We start from the raw sequence: 21,248 nt of genomic DNA, 5'->3' as shown, positions 1-21,248 counted from the left end.
CCAAAACTTATAACTCATAACTTAGAACTCAAAACTTCTTCTCATGAAATTAATGGAACAAACGATGCGTTGGTACGGTCCAAATGATCCTGTGAGCCTTTGGGACATCAGGCAGTCTGGTTGTACTGGCGTGGTTACGGCATTGCACCACGTACCTGTCGGCGATATCTGGACAGTGGAAGAAATCAATAAAAGGAAACAACAAGTGGAAAGTGCAGGTCTTACCTGGACAGTGATTGAGAGCTTGCCTGTACATGAAGACATTAAAAAACAAATCGGCAATTACAAACAATATATCGAGAACTACAAAGTGAGTCTGCGCAACGTAGCAGCTTGTGGCTTAAAGGTGGTTACATACAACTTTATGCCTATTCTCGACTGGATGCGCACGGAGATCAACTACGTAATGCCCGATGGCAGTAAGGCGCTTTATTTTGAAAAATCAGCATTCATTGCATTTGATCTCTTTATTTTAAAACGTCCAAACGCAGAGGCTGATTATACTGCAGAAGAAATCAGCAAAGCGAAAACAAGATTTGCAACAATGACTCCCGAAGAAAAAGAGACATTGTACAAAAATGCATTGCTCGGTTTACCAGGCAGTGAAGAAAGATTTACAGAAGAGCAAATATTAAAAGCATTAAAAACATACGAAGGCATTGATGCGCAAAAACTGAAACAACATTTGTTTTATTTCTTGCAACAGGTGGTTCCGGTTGCTGAAGAAGCAGGTTTGAAAATGGCCATTCATCCAGACGATCCTCCCTATCCTATCCTCGGCTTGCCGCGTATTGTAAGCACCGAAAAAGATGCAATGGAATTGATCAATGCGGCACCTTCGCCTGCAAATGGCTTGTGCTATTGCACAGGTTCCTATGGTGTGCGTAGTGACAATGATTTGGCGGGTATGGTAAAACGTCTCGGAGATCATATTCACTTCATTCACCTTCGCAGCACCAAACGTGATGCGGAAGGCAATTTCTTTGAAGCGGATCACCTCGACGGCGACGTTGATATGTTTGCCGTAGTTAAAGAAATTGTTTTGCTAATGCAAAAAAGAAATCACTCTATTCCGATGCGTCCCGATCATGGTCACCAGATGCTGGATGACTTGAAGAAAACAACCTACCCGGGCTACTCTGCAATCGGCAGGTTGAGAGGCATAGCGGAGTTGAGGGGGTTGGAGTTGGGGATAGCGAGATCGTTGTGAACTAGTTGAGAGTTGAGAATGGAGAGTGGAGAGTTGAGAGTGAGGGTATGTTACCTGCGAAATTAATTCTTCATTGTTGAGTGTTTGAATTTTCAATTTAAAACAACTGAATATAAAGCTCCGGCAGTTTTCATCTGCCGGGGCTTTTTTTGGGTATAAATATTAGTCGCGAAAGTCAAAGACCTGACAGGTTTTTAAAAACCTGTCAGGTCTTGCAATCCGTAGTGTTATTCCCGCAGCCTCAATTCGTGTCTTCACGAACCGGTGTGCTCGTTTTTCTGCGGAGACGCGTTCAACGCGTCTCTACAGGGTAATCCCCTGTGCCACCCAACTTTCAAAAAACTTATAAGGCGACACATGCACTCTCAACTCTCCACTCTCAATTCTCAATTCTCAACTCTCAACTATCATAAAGGTCGCTTTGCGCAGAAATAATCTGCCTGTATTGCTCGAATATTTTTGTTTTGGAAATGAAGCCGACGAATTTTCTATCTTCAGATAATACCGGCAAATACCAGCTATGTGTGAGATCGAACTTTTCCATTACGCGTGTCATGCTTTCACCTGCGTAGATAACATCCGGCGATTTTTTCATGATCTGCCGAATGCCCACTTTGTCAAACAACTCCGGATTGAACATCTGTTTTTTTACATCATTCAACTCTACAATGCCAATGAAATTTCCTTTTCTGTCTGCTACTGCAAATATGTTTTTATCGCTTAGCTTAATCATTTCCACCAGTTCGCGCAGTGAACTATCAATGGAAATGCTTTGATAGTTATTCCTGATAATATCGCTTAGCTGAATCGATGTCAAAATATTCTGTTCACGTTTGTGTGTAAATATTTGGCCTTCTACTGCAAGCTTTCGCGTTTCCATTGAATATGGCTGATAGTGCTTCACAATGAAAAATGACATAGAGGAAACGATCATCAATGGAATGATGAGTTCGTAGCCACTTGTAATTTCAGCGATAAGAAATATCGCTGTAAGTGGACAATACATTACACCACTCAATACACCCGCCATGCCTACAAGACTGAAGTTTCCAACGGGTGTATCAAACCATTTTGTCGCATTCAGCAATTTGGAAAAGAAGAATCCAAGGTATGCACCTACAAACAGTGATGGCGCGAAGTTTCCGCCGTTTCCGCCGCTACCAATGGTTATACCGGCAGCGATTGGTTTTAACAGCATTACGGCTCCCACAAAAATAATTACCGCCCACTCGTGGCTCATCAATGCGAACAGTCTTGTATTGTCGTGAATAATGTTACTGTCGCCATTTGCCACCAATTTCACACTATCATATCCTTCGCCAAAAAGTGTCGGAAATAAAATATAAATGATCAACAAAAACAATCCACCTATCAACGCTTTTACATATGGATTTAAATGCCAGTCGTGCATTTTATGTTCTACCCTCTTGAACACATTTGCATAGTATAAAGAAATGAAACCACACAACGCGCCAAGCAATATATAAAACGGAACATTGTAATAATTAAAAGTTTGCTTTAAAACGAAGTTGAAAAGAATATCCTCTTTCAGAATGATCTTTGAACACAGCGCTCCGATTACAGCCGATATTATCAACGGGATAAAATAGCTGATGATCGTTTCTGCCAGCAACACCTCAATGGCGAATATTACACCCGCTATCGGCGCATTGAACACAGCAGCAATGCCTGCCGCGGCGCCACATGCTATCAGCAATGTTCTTTCCTGGTAATTGAGTTGATGAATGCGTGCAAGATTGGAACCAACAGCAGAACCTGTCGCAACGATGGGCGCCTCCAGCCCAACAGACCCTCCGAGCCCGACGGTGACAGAGCTCGTTACTACATGCATGTAAGTATGACTGAAGGGAATAAAAGACGATCTTCTTGCGATGGACCGAAGCACCATCGCTATTCCTTTTTCTATATGACCGCCATAAAATTTGTAGATGATAATTACTGTAATCAGCAATCCCAAACCGGGAAACAGGAGATAAGAAAAACGCGACAATGGAATTTCACTGATCCATTTTTCAATGTAGTGAACTGTTGTTTTTAAAAGAACTGCTATCAACCCCGAACACAACCCAACCAAACTCGCTACAATCATTATATACTGCACACGATTCACCTTTTCCCGCAAATAGGCGAAGAGTGAACTGTATGCTGTTTTTAATTTTTGTTTCATACAGCAAGATTAGTAATTAATAATTAATAAAGAATAATTAATAGGGCAGTTTGCGATATGATTTGTGACACTCAAATAAGAGCAATGAGCTCACATGTTTGCTGCTACACTATTAATTCTTAATTATTAATTATTAATTTGATTTAATACAACTTGTACACCGCTTGCTTTACCACATTCGACTTTTCATTAAAAATGAATGAGAAAACTTCTGCGATGTCTTCTGGTTTTGACCATTTGCTGAAATCAGCATCTGGCATATCTTTCCTATTCTGTGGAGTGTCGATGGTTTGTGGAATGACTACAGATGTATTTACATTTTTGCCTTCGGCAGACGCGTTTAAAATTTCTGCGAAGGAGAGCAACAATGACTTGCTTAATGAATAAGCGATCATGTTTTTTGCCATGTGCGGCTCAAGCGCTGGCTTTGCTCCAACAAAGACTATTTTACCACTATTATTTGCAAGCATGTGATTGAACAATGGCTTGGCCACATTGAATGCAGTAGCGAAGTTCAGGCGAATCATTTTTTCCACCTCTTCAAACTGCAAATCTTTTATATTGCTCATAGCAAAACCACCTACAAGCAATGCAGCTCCATCAATTTGTCCGTATTTTTCGATAACAGTTTCACTGAATGTCCACGCATCTTCGTGCTTGGTGAGATCTATATCGTGAAGTTCGAAATTGCTGTTGTCTCTTGCAAAGCCTAGGGTATTTCCTGATGATCCCACGGCAATTACTCTGTTGCCTTCAGCTAATATTTTTTTTACCACAGCAACGCCAAGGTTGCCATTTGCTCCCGTTACAATGATGTTCTTCATGTTTAATGCTTGGGCAACTAAAATACTGATTTTTTCTTTAGCACACCGATGGCACGGACTGGACGGATTGACACTGATTTTGTTTTGCTTATTGCTGATTAGCATTACTTCTGTTGAACGGAGCGTCGCAACGGACATCGATCAAGGCTCAAATGTTGACATCAACGTTATTGAACCGCGGCGTCGCTGCTCCGATGCGTTCGCCGCGTGAAATATATCTGCGTAAATCAGTTCAATCAGTGTCATCTGTGTGCCAATGGTCCTAAAACAAAAATCCCGGAGTGTGCACTCCGGGATAATATTTTGTAGAAACTGCTGAAACTATTTTTTCGCGTATTTCTTTTTGAATTTGTCGATACGACCTGCTGTATCAACCAACACGTTCTTACCAGTAAAGAAAGGGTGAGAAGTGTTAGAAATCTCCAATTTAATAACCGGATATTCTTTGCCGTCTTCCCAGGTAATAGTTTCTTTAGAATGGGCAGTTGATTTACCTAAAAATGTCTCGCCGTTACTCATGTCTTTAAATACAACAAATTTGTACGCGGCTGGATGGATACCTTGTTTCATAATTCTTTGATTTTAAGGTGCATACGGATTTTGCCGTATACTTATAAAAATTTGGATTGCAAAGATACGAAGAGAAGGCAAAAGTAAAAAATCAAAAGTAAAAAACTTTAAGTCCGGTATTGATTATCAAACAATTACACCTAAACATTTCTAAGTCAAAATTAAAATTCAAAAGTCAAAAACTCCAGGTGCATCATTGTTAATAACAAAGCAGCACCTAAAAATTTTTGACTTTTTATTTTTGACTTTTTACTTTCTTACAGCTTCATATCCTTAATGATCCCGTCTATTTTCGCGTCCAAAGTCTTTTCAGTCGCTTCAAAATCAGCAGCATTTGCCAGTTTCGTGTTCACGCTGAAATAGAATTTGATCTTAGGCTCGGTACCACTTGGTCTTGCAGAAATTTTGCTGCCATCTGCCAGGATAAATTGCAACACATTGCTTTTTGGCAAAGTGATTTTCCAGGTTTCGCCTGTTTGCAGGTTCTTGCCTTCCAATTTCTCGTAATCCAGCAATTGAGCAACAGCCACGCCGTTGATCTCTTTTGGAGGATTGCTTCTGTAAGTCTCCATCATAGCCGCAATTTGCTGTTGGCCGTCCATTCCTTTTTTTGTTATAGAAATCAGGCGCTCTTTGTAGAAGCCGTATTGCACATACAGATCAATCAATTTGTCGTACAGCGTTCTGCCTTTGTTCTTTTCGTAAGCCACCATTTCGCAAAGCAATGCAACGGCGCTTACCGCATCTTTATCGCGTACTTTGTCGCCAATCATCAGGCCATAGCTCTCTTCACCGCCGACGATATAATTTTCCTTGGCTTCTTTTTCTTTGATCAATTCTGCGATCCATTTGAAACCTGTCAGCACATCATAGCAGTTGATATTACTCTGACGGGCGATTTCATTGATCATATCCGTGGTAACGATGGTTTTCACCACCATATCATTTGGCTGAGCCAAACCTTTTACTTTACGTGCTTCGATCATGTAGTTGAACGCCAATACAGCCGTTTGGTTACCGTTCATAAGCACCCAATTGCCTTGTCTGTCTTTCATACCAATGCCTACGCGGTCAGCATCGGGATCGGTGCCCAATAATATATCGGCATCCAGTTCTTTTGCTTTTTTCAAACCGATGCTCATTGCTTCGGCTTCTTCAGGGTTTGGATAAACAACCGTCGGGAAATTGCCGTTAGGCTCCGCTTGTTCCATCACGATATTGACGTTGTCAAAACCAAACTCTTTCAATACATCCGGCACCAGTTTAATACCTGAACCGTGGATGGAAGTATAAACGATTTTAAGGTCGTGCTGTTGTTTGATTACTTCTGGGTAAACGCTCAGGCCTTTTACCATGTTGATGTACTGAGCATCTATTTCGCTACCAACAATTGTGATGTTTGCTTCTCCACCACTCCATTTCACTTCGTCTACAGAAGCGATTTTCTCCACCTCTTTGATCACATTTTTATCGTGCGGTGGCACCAGCTGGCCGCCATCGTTCCAATAAGCTTTGTAACCGTTATACTCTTTAGGATTGTGTGACGCTGTACAAACCACACCACCCTGGCATTTTTTTAATCTTATGGTAAATGAAAGTTCCGGCGTTGGGCGAAGGCTTTCGAACAAGAATACCTTGATGCCATTTGCAGCAAACACGTTCGCTGTTGTTTCAGCAAAAAAGCGGCTGTTGTTGCGGCAGTCGTGTGCAATTGCCACACGGATCTCTTCATTTGGGAATTGTTGCTTAAGATAGTTCGCGTAACCCTGCGTTGCCATGCCAACCGTGTACTTATTCATGCGGTTGGTACCAACGCCCATGATACCACGAAGTCCACCCGTTCCGAATTCGAGGCTGCGGTAAAATGATTCTGCTAATTCCTGCGGATTTTCTGATGCAATTTTTTTGATTTCGTTTTTTGTAGCTTCATCATAGTTACCATTTAACCATGAGTTGACTTTTTCATTGATCGCGGCATCCATATGTTATATTTTACTTTTACTTATTTAAAAATATTACATTATCAAATTAGTCCGAAGACGACAAAAATAGGTGATATTCAAACACAATGCCATGAACAAAAAATGAATCTTTGCAAAAAAAGTGCTAATCGCTGCGTCAAATAAGAGATGTGATTCGTTTATTTTTTATTTTTCCGCCTCCTAATGAAGAAGATTAAACAACTATTGACGGCTTTGTTGCTGCTGGGGATAACATCATTGTGTAGCTTTCAGAGCTTCGCACAGACTCAATCTGAAGATTCCATTCCACATTCTACATTTAATAAAACAAAATTTTGGATCACCACAGGAGCACATGTGGGCCTGTGGGTGGGAACATATGTAGCTTTGAACAAAGCATGGTATGCAGATTACCCGAAAGAGCATTTTCATTTTTTTAACGATAACGGCGAATGGAACCAAATGGACAAGGCTGGCCACACATGGACAGCTTACCAGATAGCGCGCCTTTCAACAGAAGCGTGGCGATGGTCCGGACTAAAAGATAAAACGAGCGTTTGGCTGGGCGGCGCGAGTGCCCTGGCATATCAAAGTGTGATTGAAATTCAGGATGGGTTCTCTTCAGAATGGGGATTTAGCTGGGGTGACATGGCCGCTAATACACTCGGCGCAGGTTCATTTGTAGCACAGGAACTAGGCTGGCACGAACAGCGGTTGCAAATAAAATTCAGCTACTACCCTTATAAATATCCTGCAGATCTCATTGCTCGCCGTAACGATCTTTTTGGCAGCGGGCCAGGCGAAAGAATTTTGAAAGATTATAATTCACAAACATATTGGTTGAGTGCAAACTTACATTCCTTTTGGAAAGAGAGCCGCATTCCGAAATGGTTGAACGTTTCGTTTGGTTACAGCTCCGATCTTATGTTGGGTGCTTATGAAAATAAATGGACGGACGACAATGGCCATGCGTATGACTATACAAGTTATCCCCGTGTAAGACGTTTCTATATCGCTCCTGACATTGATTTTACCAAAATAAGAACGAAGAGTAAGTTGCTTCGTAGTGTTTTCTTTGCGTTGAACGCGGTAAAATTTCCTGCACCGACGTTGGAGTTAAATTCCCAGGGAAAGCTTAGGGGGCACTGGCTGTATTTTTAGGAATTAGAAATTAGGAGTTAGGAAATTAGGAATTCTAGTGCAGTATCATATGGATAATCGAATTACGTTTTTGAGCAGTAGCGATTAGATTTCACTTCTTGTTTGAAAATTAAAAAGGGGATTTGCTCAAACGAACAAGTCCCCTTTTTAATTTATTGAATGCCGACAAATAGTTTGTATGCGGCACAGAACTAGTTCCTAATTCCTAATTTCTAGTTCCTACTTGCTGTATTTCCACTTAAACCCTCCACACTGATGATGCACATTCTTGGCAGTTAAAATGATTCCCTTTTCGTCGCAGCCGGTTTGTCTTGCAGCTTCGCTAACGCTTTCGTAACGGGCTATGAGCCTACCTTTGAGGTATTGCTTAACTGGTTTGCGACGAGTATACCCGCCGTAATTTTTGGGCCATTTAGAGCGGTCAGCAGTTTTTAAATAGGTGTCGTGGCGTCCCCTTTCAAACACGCGCTTTTGTTTTTCACTTCTTGTTACAGCTTTTAAATTGCTAAGACGGTTGTTGTAACCATCACCATCTTTATTGATGATGTACAATTCATCTTTACTGTAATCAAGATTGGGATCAACAAAAGTTATGTAGATAATGCGCCTCGTGTTATAGTAGTATTGCGCGCCTTCGCTGCTCAGGCTTACACGCAGGTCAACCATGGGAACACCGGTTTTGATGTTGCGATTCTCAGCAATCGACTGGCTTAATATTTTCCCCTCAACAAATTGCTCTTTTAATCGCGGGTGCGAAATGATACGGTCTAGAGATTTAACTCTCCCCATACTTGAAGCCTGGTAAATGCCTTCAAATCCGGGAATATCCTTCCATTTCTCATTGCGAATATTAGTTAGCGACTTGTTTTGAAACGGATAGTTCTTTGTGCTACTCAAGTCTAATCAGGCTTTAATACAAGGCTAAGTTATCAAACTATTTGCTTCGTTTTTGCGAACGCGCTAAAATCCATGTTTCTAGGTAGTTTCATGTAGGGGATGACTGAATAACTGAGTAACTGAAGGTTTGAAGGTCAGGTTTGCAAAAGTGGTTTCAACCATCAATCATTCCATAATTCAATGATTCAGCTAATCTGCCATTCAGTTACTCAGTTATTCAGTTATTCAGTTATTCAGTTACTCAGTCATTAGAACTTATAGGAAATCCCCACTGTAATACCATAGTCAAAATTGCTGGAACCCGCGGGGGGCTTGCTATCGTAGTTGGTATATGGATTGATCTTCAGATAAAAATAACGAATGAGCTGCCATGAGAAGCTTGTGTTCCCATCAAAACGAACGCGGCCTTTGTCAGTCAAACTGAAATACAGCGCCTGGCTTGTAGTAATCTGGATGTTTGGGTGCCTGAACTTATATAGATTGAAGCGCACCATAACCGGTATTTCAAGTGTCACAACAGACGATGCACCCTCATCAGTACTTTTCTCCTGGTTTATAGCAAGCCCAGTAAGTCCTTGCAATTGCCAGTTTTCCCTTACAAAGAATTTCATGCCTCCTCCCAGCATTTCCTGGTAACGACGGGCTATGGCCAACTCGAGATTGCGCTGATACTGCAACATCCCCGCCGCAAATATGGTCGAATTAATATTATAGCCCGAATAAAGTGCAATATTTCCCTGGTCACGGGAAAAATGGGAGGTATCAATAGAAGAAATGGATGACATGGATAACATGTTTTCAAATGCCGGTGTTGAGTATTGAACCTGCGCACTGATGGATGCCTGTCCCACCCCACTCGACTTCGCATAGCTAAAGCCCAATGAAAAATCGCCCGACAGTCGTTGAAAAAAATTCCGCTCGAGGGTTATCAGCTGGTTTATCTCCGTCAAATGAACAGTAATGGTGGTGCTGTCATCTAATAATATTTCGGCATGGTTCAATTTTAAGGAAGGCTTTAGTACGCCATAAAGAATACGTTTGTCAACCATCTCTATTTTAACACGGGTAAAAGTTACGATCCGTTTGATTTTGTACAGCTTCACATTTTGCATTTTCAGATCAATATCGTCAATGCTTACTTCGCCCAGGCTGGCGTTTTCAATTTTACCGATAAGAATCTGACCGTTGTTCAGAAAAATGGAATCCTTTTGCTGAGCCGATGAAGGCAGATAAATAATAGCAGCCAGTAAAAAAAGCAAAGCATTGCGGATGAACATTCAGTCGGTTATTTAAATCAGATAATATGGACGAAACAGCGCATTTTCATTTTCGGTACGCAAAAATTATTTCCGGTAAAAACTATCTTAAAGTAAACCATTTCTAAAACCTATTGTTGTAAGATATCTATCTCTAAGCGCAAAAAATTCACGCTTCATATTCTTCAACCCTTGCTAAAAACTAATCAACAATTCTAAATCATAATGGTTTAGGCGTTTATACATGCATGAACATCCGAAACCACGGCAGAAAACAACGTAGCCCCTGATATTGACAATTTTATATTAATTGAAAAAAAGTTTGAACATATTGAAGAGTTGCTTGTTGATTAGGTCATTGTGTACGGGCAACACTGATTTACGTAAAATAGTGTGTCCTCCAGATCGCAATACGAGTCGATAAGATAGCTTTCATAAAGTCCCTTTAGTGCTTACGCCGTACCCTATTCGTTAACAAAAACAGTCTGTGCAATCACTACCCTATTTAATACACACACTAGTTTAAATCTAAACAATACAACTACTTTATAAATTCCATCTTTTCTTTTTTCACAAAACAAAAAAATATGAAAAAGATCCTCCTTGTGTTTCTAACTGCTTCTGTTGCAGGATTTGTTATGACGTCATGCGGCCCTACAATAAAGGTGACAAGCGACTATGACAAGAGCGCAAATTTCTCCCAGTACAAAACATTTGCGTTGGTAAAACCAGACCCAAGCAAACAATCCATTAGCCAGCTTAACCAAAACCGCATCGACAATGCCATCATTGCTGAGATGACTAAAAAAGGTTTTACACAAGCCGCTGATGCTGATCTGCTGGTAAATTCGGTGACCATTTTGAAAGACAAACAATCTGTTAGTTCTAACACAAACTACTATGGTTATGGTGGCTACTACAGACCATATGGCTGGGGCGGAGGAATGGGCGCAACAGGTTATACAACTTATAACGTGCAGGAATACAAAGATGGTTCTGTGATCATTGAAGTAGTTGATGCAAAAACCAAAAACCTTCTGTGGGAAGGTATTGGTAACAAAGAGATCGACAAACCAATCAAAGACCCTGATACAAAAATTCCATTGGCAGTACAAAAAATCATGGAAAGCTTCCCTCCGGGCTTGGCACCAGCAAAGAAATAGCAATTGGCGAGCGAAAACATCCTTTAATGTAAGTGGTAACGCATAACGCCAAATGCCTAACGCCTAATGTATCATAACTGCATTAAGCGTTGAGCGTTGAGCATTTGGCATTGCTCACTTCTCATAAATTTTTCACAGGATAAAAGCCCAGCCTATGCCTGCCAAAAGAAGAAAATTTACTGAAGAGGAAAAACAGCAAATTCTGAACGAGGCAGAACTTTCGGGCATTTCGCAGGCGCTGCATAAGTATAAGCTGTCATACAGCGTTTTTCACCGGTGGAAAGAAAAACATCAACAGGAAAGTGACGATAAAAATCCTTCTGATGTTCAATCGCAGAGCACGATAAAAAAATTGCTCGAGGAAAATGCTACCTTAAAAAAGATCATTGCGAACCAGGCATTAAAAATAGAACTACAGGAAGAAAAAATCAGCAAGCAAAACAAAAATAACAAATAGCATCTCCAACCATTTCAAAAGAACTACCGGGCTTGTAATCAAACAATCCCGGTGGTTCTTAAAATTTTCACCGCAAAACAGTACCTATAAAGCCCCCTGCCTGGATCTGTTGTCAATTCCTTCAATTGAATAATTATGAAAAAGAATATCATTACTCTTTTCCTTATCCTTACTTGTATTGTATCCTCCAGGATTTCATTCGCACAGGACGATCCTTTGCCGTCATGGAATGATGATACTTTAAAGGCCAGTATCATAGCTTTTGTAAAAAGTGTTACAATGGATGGCACTTCTACATTTGTTCCTGTAGAAGATCGCGTGGCAACATTTGACAACGATGGCACGCTATGGTGCGAAAAGCCATTAATACAAGGGCTTTTTGCCATGTATCGTGCAAAGCAAATGGTCGAAAAAAATCCTTCGCTAAAACAAAAGCAACCATACAAGGCAATTGCATCCAATGACATGGCCTATATCCAAAAAATGTCTGAACAAGATCTTATAAAACTGGTAGTGGCCACTCATACCGGCCTGACAGAGGATGAATACGAAAAACAGGTAGCAGATTTCTTTGCAAATGCAAAAGCTCCGAATGGTAAATCCGTTGCAGACCTTGTTTACAAGCCACAGGTAGAACTTCTTCAATACTTGCGTGCCAATGGATTTAAAACATACATCTGTTCCGGCGGCACTGTTGACTTTATGCGTGCCATTTCAATAAAATATTATGGCATTCCTCCTGAACAAGTCATAGGTTCCACATTTGTTTATGTGTATAAAGACAGCGCAGGCATCAACGATATTTATCGCTTGCCTAAGCTGGCAACATTCAACGACAAACAGGTTAAACCCGTTAGTATTCAATATCACATTGGCAAGCGGCCAATATTTGCCTGTGGCAATGAAGGCGGTGCCGGAGATGTGTACATGCTGCGGTTTTCACAAGGAGGGAAATACCCTTCCTATCAACTGATCGTAAATCATGATGACAAGGAACGGGAAGCTTACTACCAGGAAAAAGACAACAAGTCTTTGAACTGGGCAAAAAAATACGGCTGGCACGTAGTAAGCATGAAGGGAAACTGGAAAACAATTTTTGCAACAAACTAAAGTGTTGACGACCTAAGAACCTCTCGAAATCTTTTCCCAAACCAAATCAATACCAAATATGCAACAACGAACAAAAACAAATCTTTTCGCGTTGACGATTGCATTTTTTTGCATCCTCACAGCGACAAGTAGCTATGCACAGAAGAAGCCAAACATCCTGGTGATTTTCGGTGATGATATTGGCATATCACAAATCAGTGCTTATACAATGGGAATTATGGGTTATAAAACGCCCAACATTGATCGCATTGCCCGTGAAGGCGCCATCTTTACAGACGCCTACGGCCAGCAAAGTTGTACAGCGGGCCGCGCATCATTCATTCTTGGAGAAGAGCCTTTCCGCACAGGCCTGTTAACCATCGGCATGCCCGGCGATCCGCATGGTATTACAAGCTGGATGCCAACCATTGCAGATGTAATGAAGGCGCAAGGTTATGCTACGGGCCAGTTTGGTAAAAACCACCTTGGCGATCGTGATGAACACTTGCCGACAAAACATGGGTTTGATGAATTCTTTGGCAACCTTTATCACCTGAATGCAGAAGAAGAACCCGAAGGTTATTTCTATCCGAAAGATGCTGAGTTCAGAAAGAAATATGGCCCTCGCGGAGTTATTCATTCTACTGCAGATGGTAAAATCGAAGACACAGGTCCGCTCACAAGTAAAAGAATGGAAACTATTGACGAAGAATTTTTAGGCGCTGCAAAAAAATTCATTGATAAAAATGCAAAAGCAAACAAACCGTTCTTTGTTTGGTTCAACAGCACACGCATGCACATCTTCACGCACCTGAAAGCTGCTTCAATGGGCAAGACTGGTAAAGGCATTGAAGCAGATGGTATGGCAGAACACGATGCAATGATCGGGGAACTGCTGAAACTACTGGAAGATCTTAAAATAGATGATAACACCATTGTTGTGTACACAACAGATAATGGTGCGGAACTCGCGCTATGGCCCGATGGTGGTATGACGCCGTTCAAAGGCGAAAAAGGTACTACATGGGAAGGTGGTATGCGCATTCCTATGATGGTGAAATGGCCGGGCGTTGTGAAACCTGGAACGGTGTACAATGACATCATTTCTTTGCTTGACTGGTTCCCTACGCTCTGCGATGCTGCCGGCGCTCCGGGCGTTAAAGAAAAAATGATGACTGGCTGGAGTGGTGCCGGCAAATCTTTTAAAGTTCACCTCGATGGTTATGACTTCATGCCATACTTCCAGGGTAAGGTAACAAAAGGACCACGCGACAGGCTATTGTATTTTGACCAGGGAGGAAACCTTAACGCTATTCGATATGAAGACTGGAAGTTAAGTTTTGCAATGGCGAATGGCAATATAGCAACAGGTGTGAGAGAAACTCCAGCCTGGTCATTAATTGCAAACCTACGTATGGACCCATATGAACGTGGAATGGAAGAAGGCGGTGGAGCTCTTGAATTTCTCGCCAGGCAAATGTGGCTCATTGTACCTGTCCAGGGAGTGATAAAAGACTTCTTCTCCGACTTTGATAAATATCCTTACCAGGAAGGCAGTTCGCTTAATGCAGCTGGCATTAACTATGGAATGTTGCGTCAACAGGATGCGCTGAAGCGATTGAAGGACGTAGAGAAAATGACAAGACCCAACTAAGAATTAAGAATTAGGATTTAAGAATTAACAGGTCGATCGTACAGATAGCATTGTGACATTCTCATAATGCTATCTGTTGTTTAAACTATTAACATAGATGACTGTTTTTGAACTTTTGATTTTGTAATAAAAATCGCCCCCTGGTCGCAAGACGTACAATTCTCGGGGGCCATGGTCTTTAAAATGTGTTGACCCACAAACCCTACGCTATAAAACCAGATCACACAAAATGAAGAAATTGCTTACGGGTCTATGTATCCTTACTGTTTCGATTCATGCAAACAATGTGTTGGCGCAAGCCGGAGCCGGTACAAAATACGGGCCTAAACAGCAGGCATATGTGGATAGTATTAAAAACTCTGACTACAAATGGACAATGCCAATCCTGGGTAAAAGGGCTTCAGGAAAGGGTTTTGATTTGCCCTACAACAGTGGCATAATGCTGAACACACTTTTTGCCAAACAAAAAGTGCTGATAAGCGATTTGAAGGTTGGATTTAACGACATGCAACCCGTGCCACTGGAGTTCATAAAGTTTGGCGACGTTGTTGCGAAAACACAATCTGTAACCGTGAGGCCAGATGTTTGGATATTGCCATTCCTGGATCTGTATGCTATTGGCGGTTTTAGCACGGCGCAAACAAATGTTTCAATTGTCGAGCCATTTGTAATGAACACCAATGCAAAGTTCCATGGCAACACATTTGGATTGGGAACAACTTTTGCAGCCGGTTATCACGGCTTTATAAGCATTATTGATTTCAACCACACGTGGACGCACATGGACAAAATTTCCGGAACCATAAGCGCCAACATGGTTGATGCACGTTTTGGAAAAAATTTTCTGATGAAAGATAAACCCTACAGAAGCATTGCCGTGTGGGTAGGCGCGCAGGGATTTTTTATTAACAGAACAACAGAAGGTTCCATCAATCTTGCCGACCTAAAAACCGATGCATCTCTTTCTGACATGGAGAGCATTGTAAACGAAACAGCTGGTTGGTACCAGAACCTCACTCCTGCTCAAAAAATTGTAATGAAACAATTGGCGCAAGCCGTTATTAATAAAATAACCGACGGAGGAGACAAAGACGTTATCGTTCACTACTCGCTTAACAAACGACCAACATCTGAATGGAGCATGTGCGTAGGCGGACAATTTCAGTTTAGTCACTCCTGGCAGGTAAGAACCGAAGTAGGATTTTTGGGCGGACGTTCGTCGCTGCTACTTTCGGCTAACTATAGGTTCAGAATGTTTAAGAAGCATTGATGAACTCAGCAGTAGTGTTAGTATGAAGCTCTCTTGCGTCGCACACTTCAACGTTAGAATTTCTATTGAACATTAGTAAATAAACGAACTTGATGTTACAAACTATCTATACCAGGAAAATAATTTGCTTAGTCCTCTTCACATTTATTTGTGCTACACTGCATGCACAACATAACAAAAAACAAATTTCAACGAAAGACTCCCTCGACGGTGCGTTTGACGTAAGTGACTACCTGATCGACGCAAATGGTTTCATACCCATCCCCATTATTATTACTGAGCCTGCGATAGGTGGTTTCGGCGGAGGTATTGCCCCGGTATTTATACAAAAACAAAGACCATATATCGATTCTATTGATGGCAAGCGGGTTGTAACACCTGTTGCACCGTCTCTTACAGGTGGTTTGGCATTTTATACTGTCAACAACACCTGGCTCGCCGGTGCTTTTCGCTCCGGAACATTTGTTAAAAGCAGGATCAAATATCTGGTCTTCGGTGCTTACGGAAATATAAACATGTCCTTCTACAGAACGCTGCCTGCAGTTGGCGAAAAGAAATTCGACTTTAACATGAAAACCGTCCCTATTGCACTGCAAGCCACTAAAAGAATAGGCGTATCTCATTGGTACGCTGGTCTAAAATATCTTTTTCTTAAAACAGATGTAGAATATACGGGCAGCCATTTACTACCGCCGGATTTTGTCACGCCTAAGGAATATTCAAGCATTGTGAGTCAGCTCGGGGCAGTAGTTGAGCTAGATAACAGAGACAATACTTTCACCCCCAACAAAGGTTTTAAAGTTCACTTCGATGCCATAAGATCAGATAATATCTTCGGCAGTGACTATGATTACTGGCACTTGAACTATTACATGTATGCTTATAAAACTATTTCTAAAAAGTTAGTCGGGGGTTGGCGTGTTGATGGGCAACAGTCTTTTGGTGATCAACCGTTTTATTTGAAGCCCTCACTCGACATGCGTGGCGTACCTACAGCAAGATACCAGGGCAATGCTGATATACTTACAGAATTAGAGGCACGCTGGGATTTTTACAAAAGGTGGAGCATCATGCTATACAGTGGTACTGGTAAGGCTTTTGATGAATGGAAAGATTTTGGCAGCTCTTTATGGGTATATACTTACGGCACAGGTTTTCGCTATCTGATCGCAAGAAAATTCGGATTAAGAATGGGTGTTGACGTAGCGTTCAGTAATTCAGACTGGGCGTATTATATAGTGTTTGGGAGCAATTGGCTGAAATAATGGAAAATTGAAAGTTGAAAATGACTGGAACGCTAAAAATGAAATGTAGCATATACTCAGTACTCACAACTCATAACTCAATACATTCTATTAACCCTGAAGAATATTTATGCTATGCAGGCTTTGTAAAAATATTTTTCCTTATTCTATTCATCTCGTGGCGCTAATGCTATTGTCTTCCTTTATAAGCGTTGCGCAGGACACCACTATTGTTTCCAAAGACAACACATCTCCACCGGCTGACACATTAAAAAAGGATTCTTCCAAGTTTGATAAATTTAATCAGAAGGCAGAGAAACTGTTTAAGATAATTCCTGTCCCTCTCGCATCTTATAGTACCGAAGCGGGCACTACGCTGGGGCTTGCGAAGTTTAATCTTTTTAACCTTTCAAAGAAAGATACTATCTCTAAGCCTTCGAGAATTTCAGGAGTCGTCTCCTATTCCACAAAGGGACGAATCAATGCATCTATAGCAAATGATCTTAGTTTCGACAAAAACAGATGGCTCATCATAAGTTACATTAACTATAAACGAACACCTGAATACATTTATGGCATTGGCAATGATGTAACCAGGGATAATGAAGAAGAAGTTTCAGTAGATCGTATAAAATTTGTTACCAACCCAATGCGCCTCATTGCGAAAAATTTATACTTCGGTGCTGCACTTGACATCGCGGACTATTTCAAAATTGAAGTTGATAGCACTGGCTATCTCGTTAAGAACAACATACCTGGCACAGAAGGCGGAACCTGCATTGGCGCTGGGCTTTCAATGGCTTATGATAGCCGCGATAACCGATATAATCCATACAACGGTCATTTCATTCTAACAGATATTCTCTTTTATGAACCGTGGATGGGCAGCAAGTATCAATTCATAAAGTTTGAATTGGATGGCAGAACGTATTTCAACCCCTGGTTAAGACATATTATTGCAGCGCAGGCAACAACAACTTACACATCAGGCACCGTCCCATTTTTTGAATTGGCAAAAATGGGTGGCGATAAAAAAATGCGTGGTTACTACGAAGGCGCCATTCGCGACAAAGTGCTGGTTGATGCTCAGATAGAATATCGAATGCCTGTCTGGAACATCTTTGGCATTGCAGGTTGGATAGGTACCGGGCGTGTTGCGGATTATTACGGCCATCTAAAGCCAAGCGGCTTTTGGCTCTCCTACGGTGGCGGTTTACGTATTCGCGTAGATACTAAGAACAATACCAACCTTCGCATCGACTGCGGCTTTGGCCCACATGGAGTGAGAGGATTTTATGTTGATTTCGGAGAAGCATTTTGAAGAAGTTGAGAGTGGAGAATGGAGAATGGAGAGTTCGTTGTCTGTTGTAATTCCTAACAACTCTCAACTTTCAACTCTCAACTCTCAACTCCTACGCCGCGTAAAACATCGAACTAAACGGATTCAAACACGGTGTGCTATACGGTCCCCAGATGGCGCCCATGTAAGCAATCTCTTTGCTTTCGTCCATTTTGTTTGTAAAGAAATTAGTGGATAAAAGAAAGCGGGAAACGACGTCATCTCTGTATAGTTTGTATTCTTTCTTGAAAGGCAATGGCATCCATTTGATCGGGCCGTATGCAGCCATTAACTTTTGTTTCTTCGCATTGAAATGCCATGGGTTCACTTCAGCCGCTTTATCTGCAAACTTTTCAATGTCACCTTGTTTTATTTTCAGTCCCTTCAAGTCTTCGTACAGTATATCAACAATTACTTTTCTAAAAGGAGAAAAACTCTTTATACCCACATAACCCGCTCCCAGTGCGAGAATACCGCCTGCAGTTAATTTTAAAAATTTTCTTCTACTTGCCATTTTTCAATTAATAATTAATAATTAAGAATTAATAATTGCGCACCCAGAAATATTCAATTTTCAACTTCTAACAACTATCAACTAGAAACTCTTATCCGCCGACATCAATGACAACGCAGATATTGTAAGTGTTGGATTAGCTGCTGAAATAGTTGGAAAGGCGCTGCCACCGAGCACAAACAAGTTTCTGTATTGATGATGGATCATGTGCTTATCCACCACACTTTCAGAAGCATCCTTACCCATTCTTGCAGATGAAAGCACGTGACATTCTGTATCTGTGTATGCTTTGTCTACCAGCACTTCCTCGATATCAAGCGGTGCAAATATTTTGTGCATTTCATCTTCAATTCTTTTTCTGCCACTAATCACGTAATCATTCAGCTCTTTGTACTCCACAAGTGGTTTCAATGGATTGTCGCTGAGCTTTACCACATTGTTGGTAAGGTCAGGAATACTCTCCAGCACAAACTTGAACCTTGCCATGTGGCGCCACTTCCCTTTTTCATTTCTCACAAATGCCTGGTTGTGATTTTCAATGAGAACAGACGAGCCGTTTTTTCTAAAGTCACCATCGTACTGCATATAGCCGTTTGCGGAAATAGATGAACCTCCACCAACGTTTGACATACCTATATGAATGTCTGTGAAGAAACCACACTGTTCACTCAAACCCTTTCCTACAAAGGGATTCTTATCACCGCTGCTCAATAAAATATGTGGATTGAAAATCGCATTTGCGCCAAGCGCTATGATATTTCCTTCAAATACTTCAGGGTTGTTTAAATCAGGATGCAATCTGTTCACACACACAACCCCCTTTGCTACATTGCCTGCAAACTCAACTTTATATACTTGCAAGCCTTCTTTCAGCTCCACGCGGGGATCTGTGTACACGGTATTGCGTAAACCATTTTCAATCGTAAACTTTGCATTTGCGGGACACAGGTTACAAGTGTAAGAACTGCAACAGGCATTACGTGTACTCAATACCTTGCTTGCTCTTGCAGCGGGTTGGCTCACCCATTGCGTGTTGCCGTAGGCTTTCTGCATTTTCAAATCCACTGTACTCAATGCATGCGCCGGCAATGGATATGGTTGGCTTTTGGGAAACGGAGTGTGTTCAGGACCCGCAATATTAATGATGCTTTCGGCTTCACAATAATATGGTTCCAAATCGTTGTAAGTAATAGGCCAGTCGATCGCCTGACCATACAATGTTTTCATTGCAAAATCATTGGGCATAAAGCGCGGCGTACATCCCCACCAGCAATTACTGCTGCCGCCAAAGTTTACATCGAACAACCAAGGCTTCACCTTATTGGTGTTGATAAATGAATCATCGTGTGACTCCATTTTATCGAGATACACTGGATTTTTGCCCTGTGCAAAAGCAATTCTGTCCGTATATGGAAAAAGCTGCCCACGTTCAATGACAAGCACTTTTTTATCGGGACCGCTTTTTTCGAGATATTTTTTTAGAAAGAAGGTTGAAGCAAAACCGGTTCCCGTAACAATCAGATCGTAAGTTGTTTTGGTCGCGCCCATTCAATTTGCGTTTATAGGTGTTGGTTATTGCAGGCGCAGCCTGCTTCTCAAATATAGTTTAAGGTTTTTGGAATTAATAATTAATAATTAAGAATTAATAGAGCTTTCACCCCGATCGAATATGACCGTGGGCAGCTGCAGCCGCAGGTATGAACTTCGAGCCCGTGAGGCCTTGTATTAATTATTCATTATTAATTATTAATTTAAATCCTCAAACCCAACCACTATGTCCACAAAAACAAACGTCGTATCAGCTGAGTATTTCAAACGCTACATCGATGTAGTGAAAGAAGATGACGCAATGGAAGCGCTTGATAACAATTTGAAATCATTTCTTAAACTGCTGAAACGTATTCCCCGCAAGAAGGTCAACTATGCATACGGAGAAGGCAAATGGACTATCAAACAGGTTTTACAACACGTGACAGATACAGAACGTGTTTTTGCATACAGAGCGCTTCGTTTCTCCAAAAACGAGGGAGTGAACCTGTCTGGCTTCGACGAAAATGTTTGGGGCGACAACACACCTGTCGATCAAAGAAAATGGAAGGATATGATTGAAGAATTTAAACACCTCAGGAAAGCAAATATTGCCATGTTTAATTCTTTTACAAAAGAACAATGGCTCTTAAGCGGAACCGCCAATAATAACCACCTCAACGTTACTGCGCTTGGGTTTATGTGCACCGGCCACGTGCAGCACCACATAGGGATTTTGAAGGAGAGATACTTGGGGTAATTGAGAATTGAAAGTTGAAAATTGAGAGAGAACGCGGATCCTCATGATTGTCATGATTCTTAATGATCTTTTTGAGTAAATATAAAAGCCTCCGAAGAACTTTCGGAGGCTTTTACTTTATTAAGATTTTGCCAAAAGATTAAAATCATTTTACATCATAACAA

18 protein-coding genes are annotated in these 21,248 nt (G+C 41.3%); 10 read left to right on the top strand and 8 right to left on the bottom strand.

Going from position 1 to position 21,248, the window contains the following annotated elements:
• The first annotated feature begins 43 nt into the window (after positions 1-43).
• Positions 44-1,210, top strand: coding sequence for a mannonate dehydratase (gene uxuA / locus KTO63_RS24315; protein ID WP_232373327.1), 1,167 nt, complete (start codon positions 44-46; stop codon positions 1,208-1,210).
• 400 nt (positions 1,211-1,610) lie between these two features.
• Here uxuA and KTO63_RS24310 read toward each other — a convergent pair whose 3' ends face one another.
• The 4 genes from KTO63_RS24310 to KTO63_RS24295 all read right to left on the bottom strand — a co-directional run bounded on the left by KTO63_RS24310 (position 1,611) and on the right by KTO63_RS24295 (position 6,774).
• Positions 1,611-3,398 (bottom strand): chloride channel protein, encoded by a 1,788-nt coding sequence (locus tag KTO63_RS24310; protein ID WP_217794574.1) that lies wholly within the window; start codon positions 3,396-3,398, stop codon positions 1,611-1,613.
• A 143-nt stretch (positions 3,399-3,541) separates the two neighbouring features.
• Positions 3,542-4,222 (bottom strand): SDR family NAD(P)-dependent oxidoreductase, encoded by a 681-nt coding sequence (locus tag KTO63_RS24305; protein ID WP_217794573.1) that lies wholly within the window; start codon positions 4,220-4,222, stop codon positions 3,542-3,544.
• Positions 4,223-4,543: 321 nt separating this feature from the next.
• Entirely contained in the window at positions 4,544-4,792 is a 249-nt protein-coding gene (locus tag KTO63_RS24300) for a type B 50S ribosomal protein L31 (protein WP_217794572.1), read from the bottom strand.
• A 257-nt stretch (positions 4,793-5,049) separates the two neighbouring features.
• Positions 5,050-6,774 (bottom strand): phospho-sugar mutase, encoded by a 1,725-nt coding sequence (locus tag KTO63_RS24295; RefSeq protein WP_217794571.1) that lies wholly within the window; start codon positions 6,772-6,774, stop codon positions 5,050-5,052.
• Between the two features lie 183 nt (positions 6,775-6,957).
• Between KTO63_RS24295 and KTO63_RS24290 the strand changes: the two genes are divergently transcribed.
• Positions 6,958-7,914, top strand: a complete 957-nt coding sequence (locus KTO63_RS24290; protein ID WP_217794570.1) for a DUF2279 domain-containing protein — start codon at positions 6,958-6,960, stop codon at positions 7,912-7,914.
• A gap of 219 nt (positions 7,915-8,133) precedes the next feature.
• Here the strand turns inward: KTO63_RS24290 and KTO63_RS24285 are convergent, their stop codons facing one another.
• Together KTO63_RS24285 and KTO63_RS24280 are read right to left on the bottom strand one after the other, a co-directional pair.
• Positions 8,134-8,811, bottom strand: a complete 678-nt coding sequence (locus KTO63_RS24285) for an NUMOD4 domain-containing protein (protein ID WP_217794569.1) — start codon at positions 8,809-8,811, stop codon at positions 8,134-8,136.
• Positions 8,812-9,059: 248 nt separating this feature from the next.
• A complete protein-coding gene (locus KTO63_RS24280; RefSeq protein ID WP_217794568.1) occupies positions 9,060-10,088 on the bottom strand; it encodes a DUF481 domain-containing protein in 1,029 nt (342 codons plus the stop codon).
• 566 nt (positions 10,089-10,654) lie between these two features.
• Here KTO63_RS24280 and KTO63_RS24275 point away from each other — a divergent pair.
• From KTO63_RS24275 to KTO63_RS24245, 7 genes are all read left to right on the top strand, one after another.
• Entirely contained in the window at positions 10,655-11,230 is a 576-nt protein-coding gene (locus KTO63_RS24275) for a DUF4136 domain-containing protein (protein ID WP_232373326.1), read from the top strand.
• A gap of 154 nt (positions 11,231-11,384) precedes the next feature.
• On the top strand, positions 11,385-11,687 hold the full coding sequence (locus tag KTO63_RS24270; RefSeq protein ID WP_217794567.1) for a transposase: 303 nt from the start codon (positions 11,385-11,387) through the stop codon (positions 11,685-11,687).
• A gap of 135 nt (positions 11,688-11,822) precedes the next feature.
• Positions 11,823-12,797 carry an HAD family hydrolase gene (locus KTO63_RS24265; RefSeq protein WP_217794566.1) on the top strand — a complete coding sequence of 325 codons (975 nt, stop codon included), beginning with the start codon at positions 11,823-11,825 and terminating at the stop codon, positions 12,795-12,797.
• A gap of 58 nt (positions 12,798-12,855) precedes the next feature.
• Positions 12,856-14,430 carry an arylsulfatase gene (locus tag KTO63_RS24260; protein ID WP_217794565.1) on the top strand — a complete coding sequence of 525 codons (1,575 nt, stop codon included), beginning with the start codon at positions 12,856-12,858 and terminating at the stop codon, positions 14,428-14,430.
• A gap of 229 nt (positions 14,431-14,659) precedes the next feature.
• On the top strand, positions 14,660-15,700 hold the full coding sequence (locus tag KTO63_RS24255; RefSeq protein ID WP_217794564.1) for a hypothetical protein: 1,041 nt from the start codon (positions 14,660-14,662) through the stop codon (positions 15,698-15,700).
• A 92-nt stretch (positions 15,701-15,792) separates the two neighbouring features.
• Positions 15,793-16,965, top strand: coding sequence for a BamA/TamA family outer membrane protein (locus KTO63_RS24250; RefSeq protein ID WP_217794563.1), 1,173 nt, complete (start codon positions 15,793-15,795; stop codon positions 16,963-16,965).
• A 109-nt stretch (positions 16,966-17,074) separates the two neighbouring features.
• Positions 17,075-18,265 (top strand): BamA/TamA family outer membrane protein, encoded by a 1,191-nt coding sequence (locus tag KTO63_RS24245; protein WP_217794562.1) that lies wholly within the window; start codon positions 17,075-17,077, stop codon positions 18,263-18,265.
• A 91-nt stretch (positions 18,266-18,356) separates the two neighbouring features.
• On the opposite strand, the gene KTO63_RS24240 is transcribed toward KTO63_RS24245, so the two are convergent.
• Complete coding sequence (locus KTO63_RS24240) at positions 18,357-18,797, bottom strand: twin-arginine translocation signal domain-containing protein (protein ID WP_217794561.1); 441 nt, start codon at positions 18,795-18,797, stop codon at positions 18,357-18,359.
• Between the two features lie 81 nt (positions 18,798-18,878).
• Positions 18,879-20,345: a GMC oxidoreductase gene (locus KTO63_RS24235; protein ID WP_217794560.1), complete on the bottom strand. Its 1,467-nt coding sequence runs from the start codon at positions 20,343-20,345 to the stop codon at positions 18,879-18,881.
• A gap of 226 nt (positions 20,346-20,571) precedes the next feature.
• Here KTO63_RS24235 and KTO63_RS24230 point away from each other — a divergent pair, with 226 nt between their 5' ends.
• Entirely contained in the window at positions 20,572-21,084 is a 513-nt protein-coding gene (locus tag KTO63_RS24230) for a DinB family protein (RefSeq protein WP_217794559.1), read from the top strand.
• The last annotated feature ends 164 nt before the right edge of the window (positions 21,085-21,248 follow it).

Source organism: Pinibacter aurantiacus, assembly GCF_019130065.1.
Taxonomy (GTDB): domain Bacteria; phylum Bacteroidota; class Bacteroidia; order Chitinophagales; family Chitinophagaceae; genus Pinibacter; species Pinibacter aurantiacus.
The sequence above is the reverse complement of the archived record's forward strand: the minus strand, read 5'-3'. Positions and strand labels throughout refer to the sequence as shown.

What these genes read in the sequence shown, in the direction of transcription:
- uxuA (WP_232373327.1), top strand. Translation starts at nt 44, where the DNA reads ATGAAATTAATGGAACAAACGATGCGTTGGTACGGTCCAAATGATCCT.
- KTO63_RS24310 (WP_217794574.1), bottom strand. Translation starts at nt 3,398, where the DNA reads ATGAAACAAAAATTAAAAACAGCATACAGTTCACTCTTCGCCTATTTG.
- KTO63_RS24305 (WP_217794573.1), bottom strand. Translation starts at nt 4,222, where the DNA reads ATGAAGAACATCATTGTAACGGGAGCAAATGGCAACCTTGGCGTTGCT.
- KTO63_RS24300 (WP_217794572.1), bottom strand. Translation starts at nt 4,792, where the DNA reads ATGAAACAAGGTATCCATCCAGCCGCGTACAAATTTGTTGTATTTAAA.
- KTO63_RS24295 (WP_217794571.1), bottom strand. Translation starts at nt 6,774, where the DNA reads ATGGATGCCGCGATCAATGAAAAAGTCAACTCATGGTTAAATGGTAAC.
- KTO63_RS24290 (WP_217794570.1), top strand. Translation starts at nt 6,958, where the DNA reads ATGAAGAAGATTAAACAACTATTGACGGCTTTGTTGCTGCTGGGGATA.
- KTO63_RS24280 (WP_217794568.1), bottom strand. Translation starts at nt 10,088, where the DNA reads ATGTTCATCCGCAATGCTTTGCTTTTTTTACTGGCTGCTATTATTTAT.
- KTO63_RS24275 (WP_232373326.1), top strand. Translation starts at nt 10,655, where the DNA reads ATGAAAAAGATCCTCCTTGTGTTTCTAACTGCTTCTGTTGCAGGATTT.
- KTO63_RS24270 (WP_217794567.1), top strand. Translation starts at nt 11,385, where the DNA reads ATGCCTGCCAAAAGAAGAAAATTTACTGAAGAGGAAAAACAGCAAATT.
- KTO63_RS24265 (WP_217794566.1), top strand. Translation starts at nt 11,823, where the DNA reads ATGAAAAAGAATATCATTACTCTTTTCCTTATCCTTACTTGTATTGTA.
- KTO63_RS24260 (WP_217794565.1), top strand. Translation starts at nt 12,856, where the DNA reads ATGCAACAACGAACAAAAACAAATCTTTTCGCGTTGACGATTGCATTT.
- KTO63_RS24255 (WP_217794564.1), top strand. Translation starts at nt 14,660, where the DNA reads ATGAAGAAATTGCTTACGGGTCTATGTATCCTTACTGTTTCGATTCAT.
- KTO63_RS24250 (WP_217794563.1), top strand. Translation starts at nt 15,793, where the DNA reads ATGTTACAAACTATCTATACCAGGAAAATAATTTGCTTAGTCCTCTTC.
- KTO63_RS24245 (WP_217794562.1), top strand. Translation starts at nt 17,075, where the DNA reads ATGCTATGCAGGCTTTGTAAAAATATTTTTCCTTATTCTATTCATCTC.
- KTO63_RS24240 (WP_217794561.1), bottom strand. Translation starts at nt 18,797, where the DNA reads ATGGCAAGTAGAAGAAAATTTTTAAAATTAACTGCAGGCGGTATTCTC.
- KTO63_RS24235 (WP_217794560.1), bottom strand. Translation starts at nt 20,345, where the DNA reads ATGGGCGCGACCAAAACAACTTACGATCTGATTGTTACGGGAACCGGT.
- KTO63_RS24230 (WP_217794559.1), top strand. Translation starts at nt 20,572, where the DNA reads ATGTCCACAAAAACAAACGTCGTATCAGCTGAGTATTTCAAACGCTAC.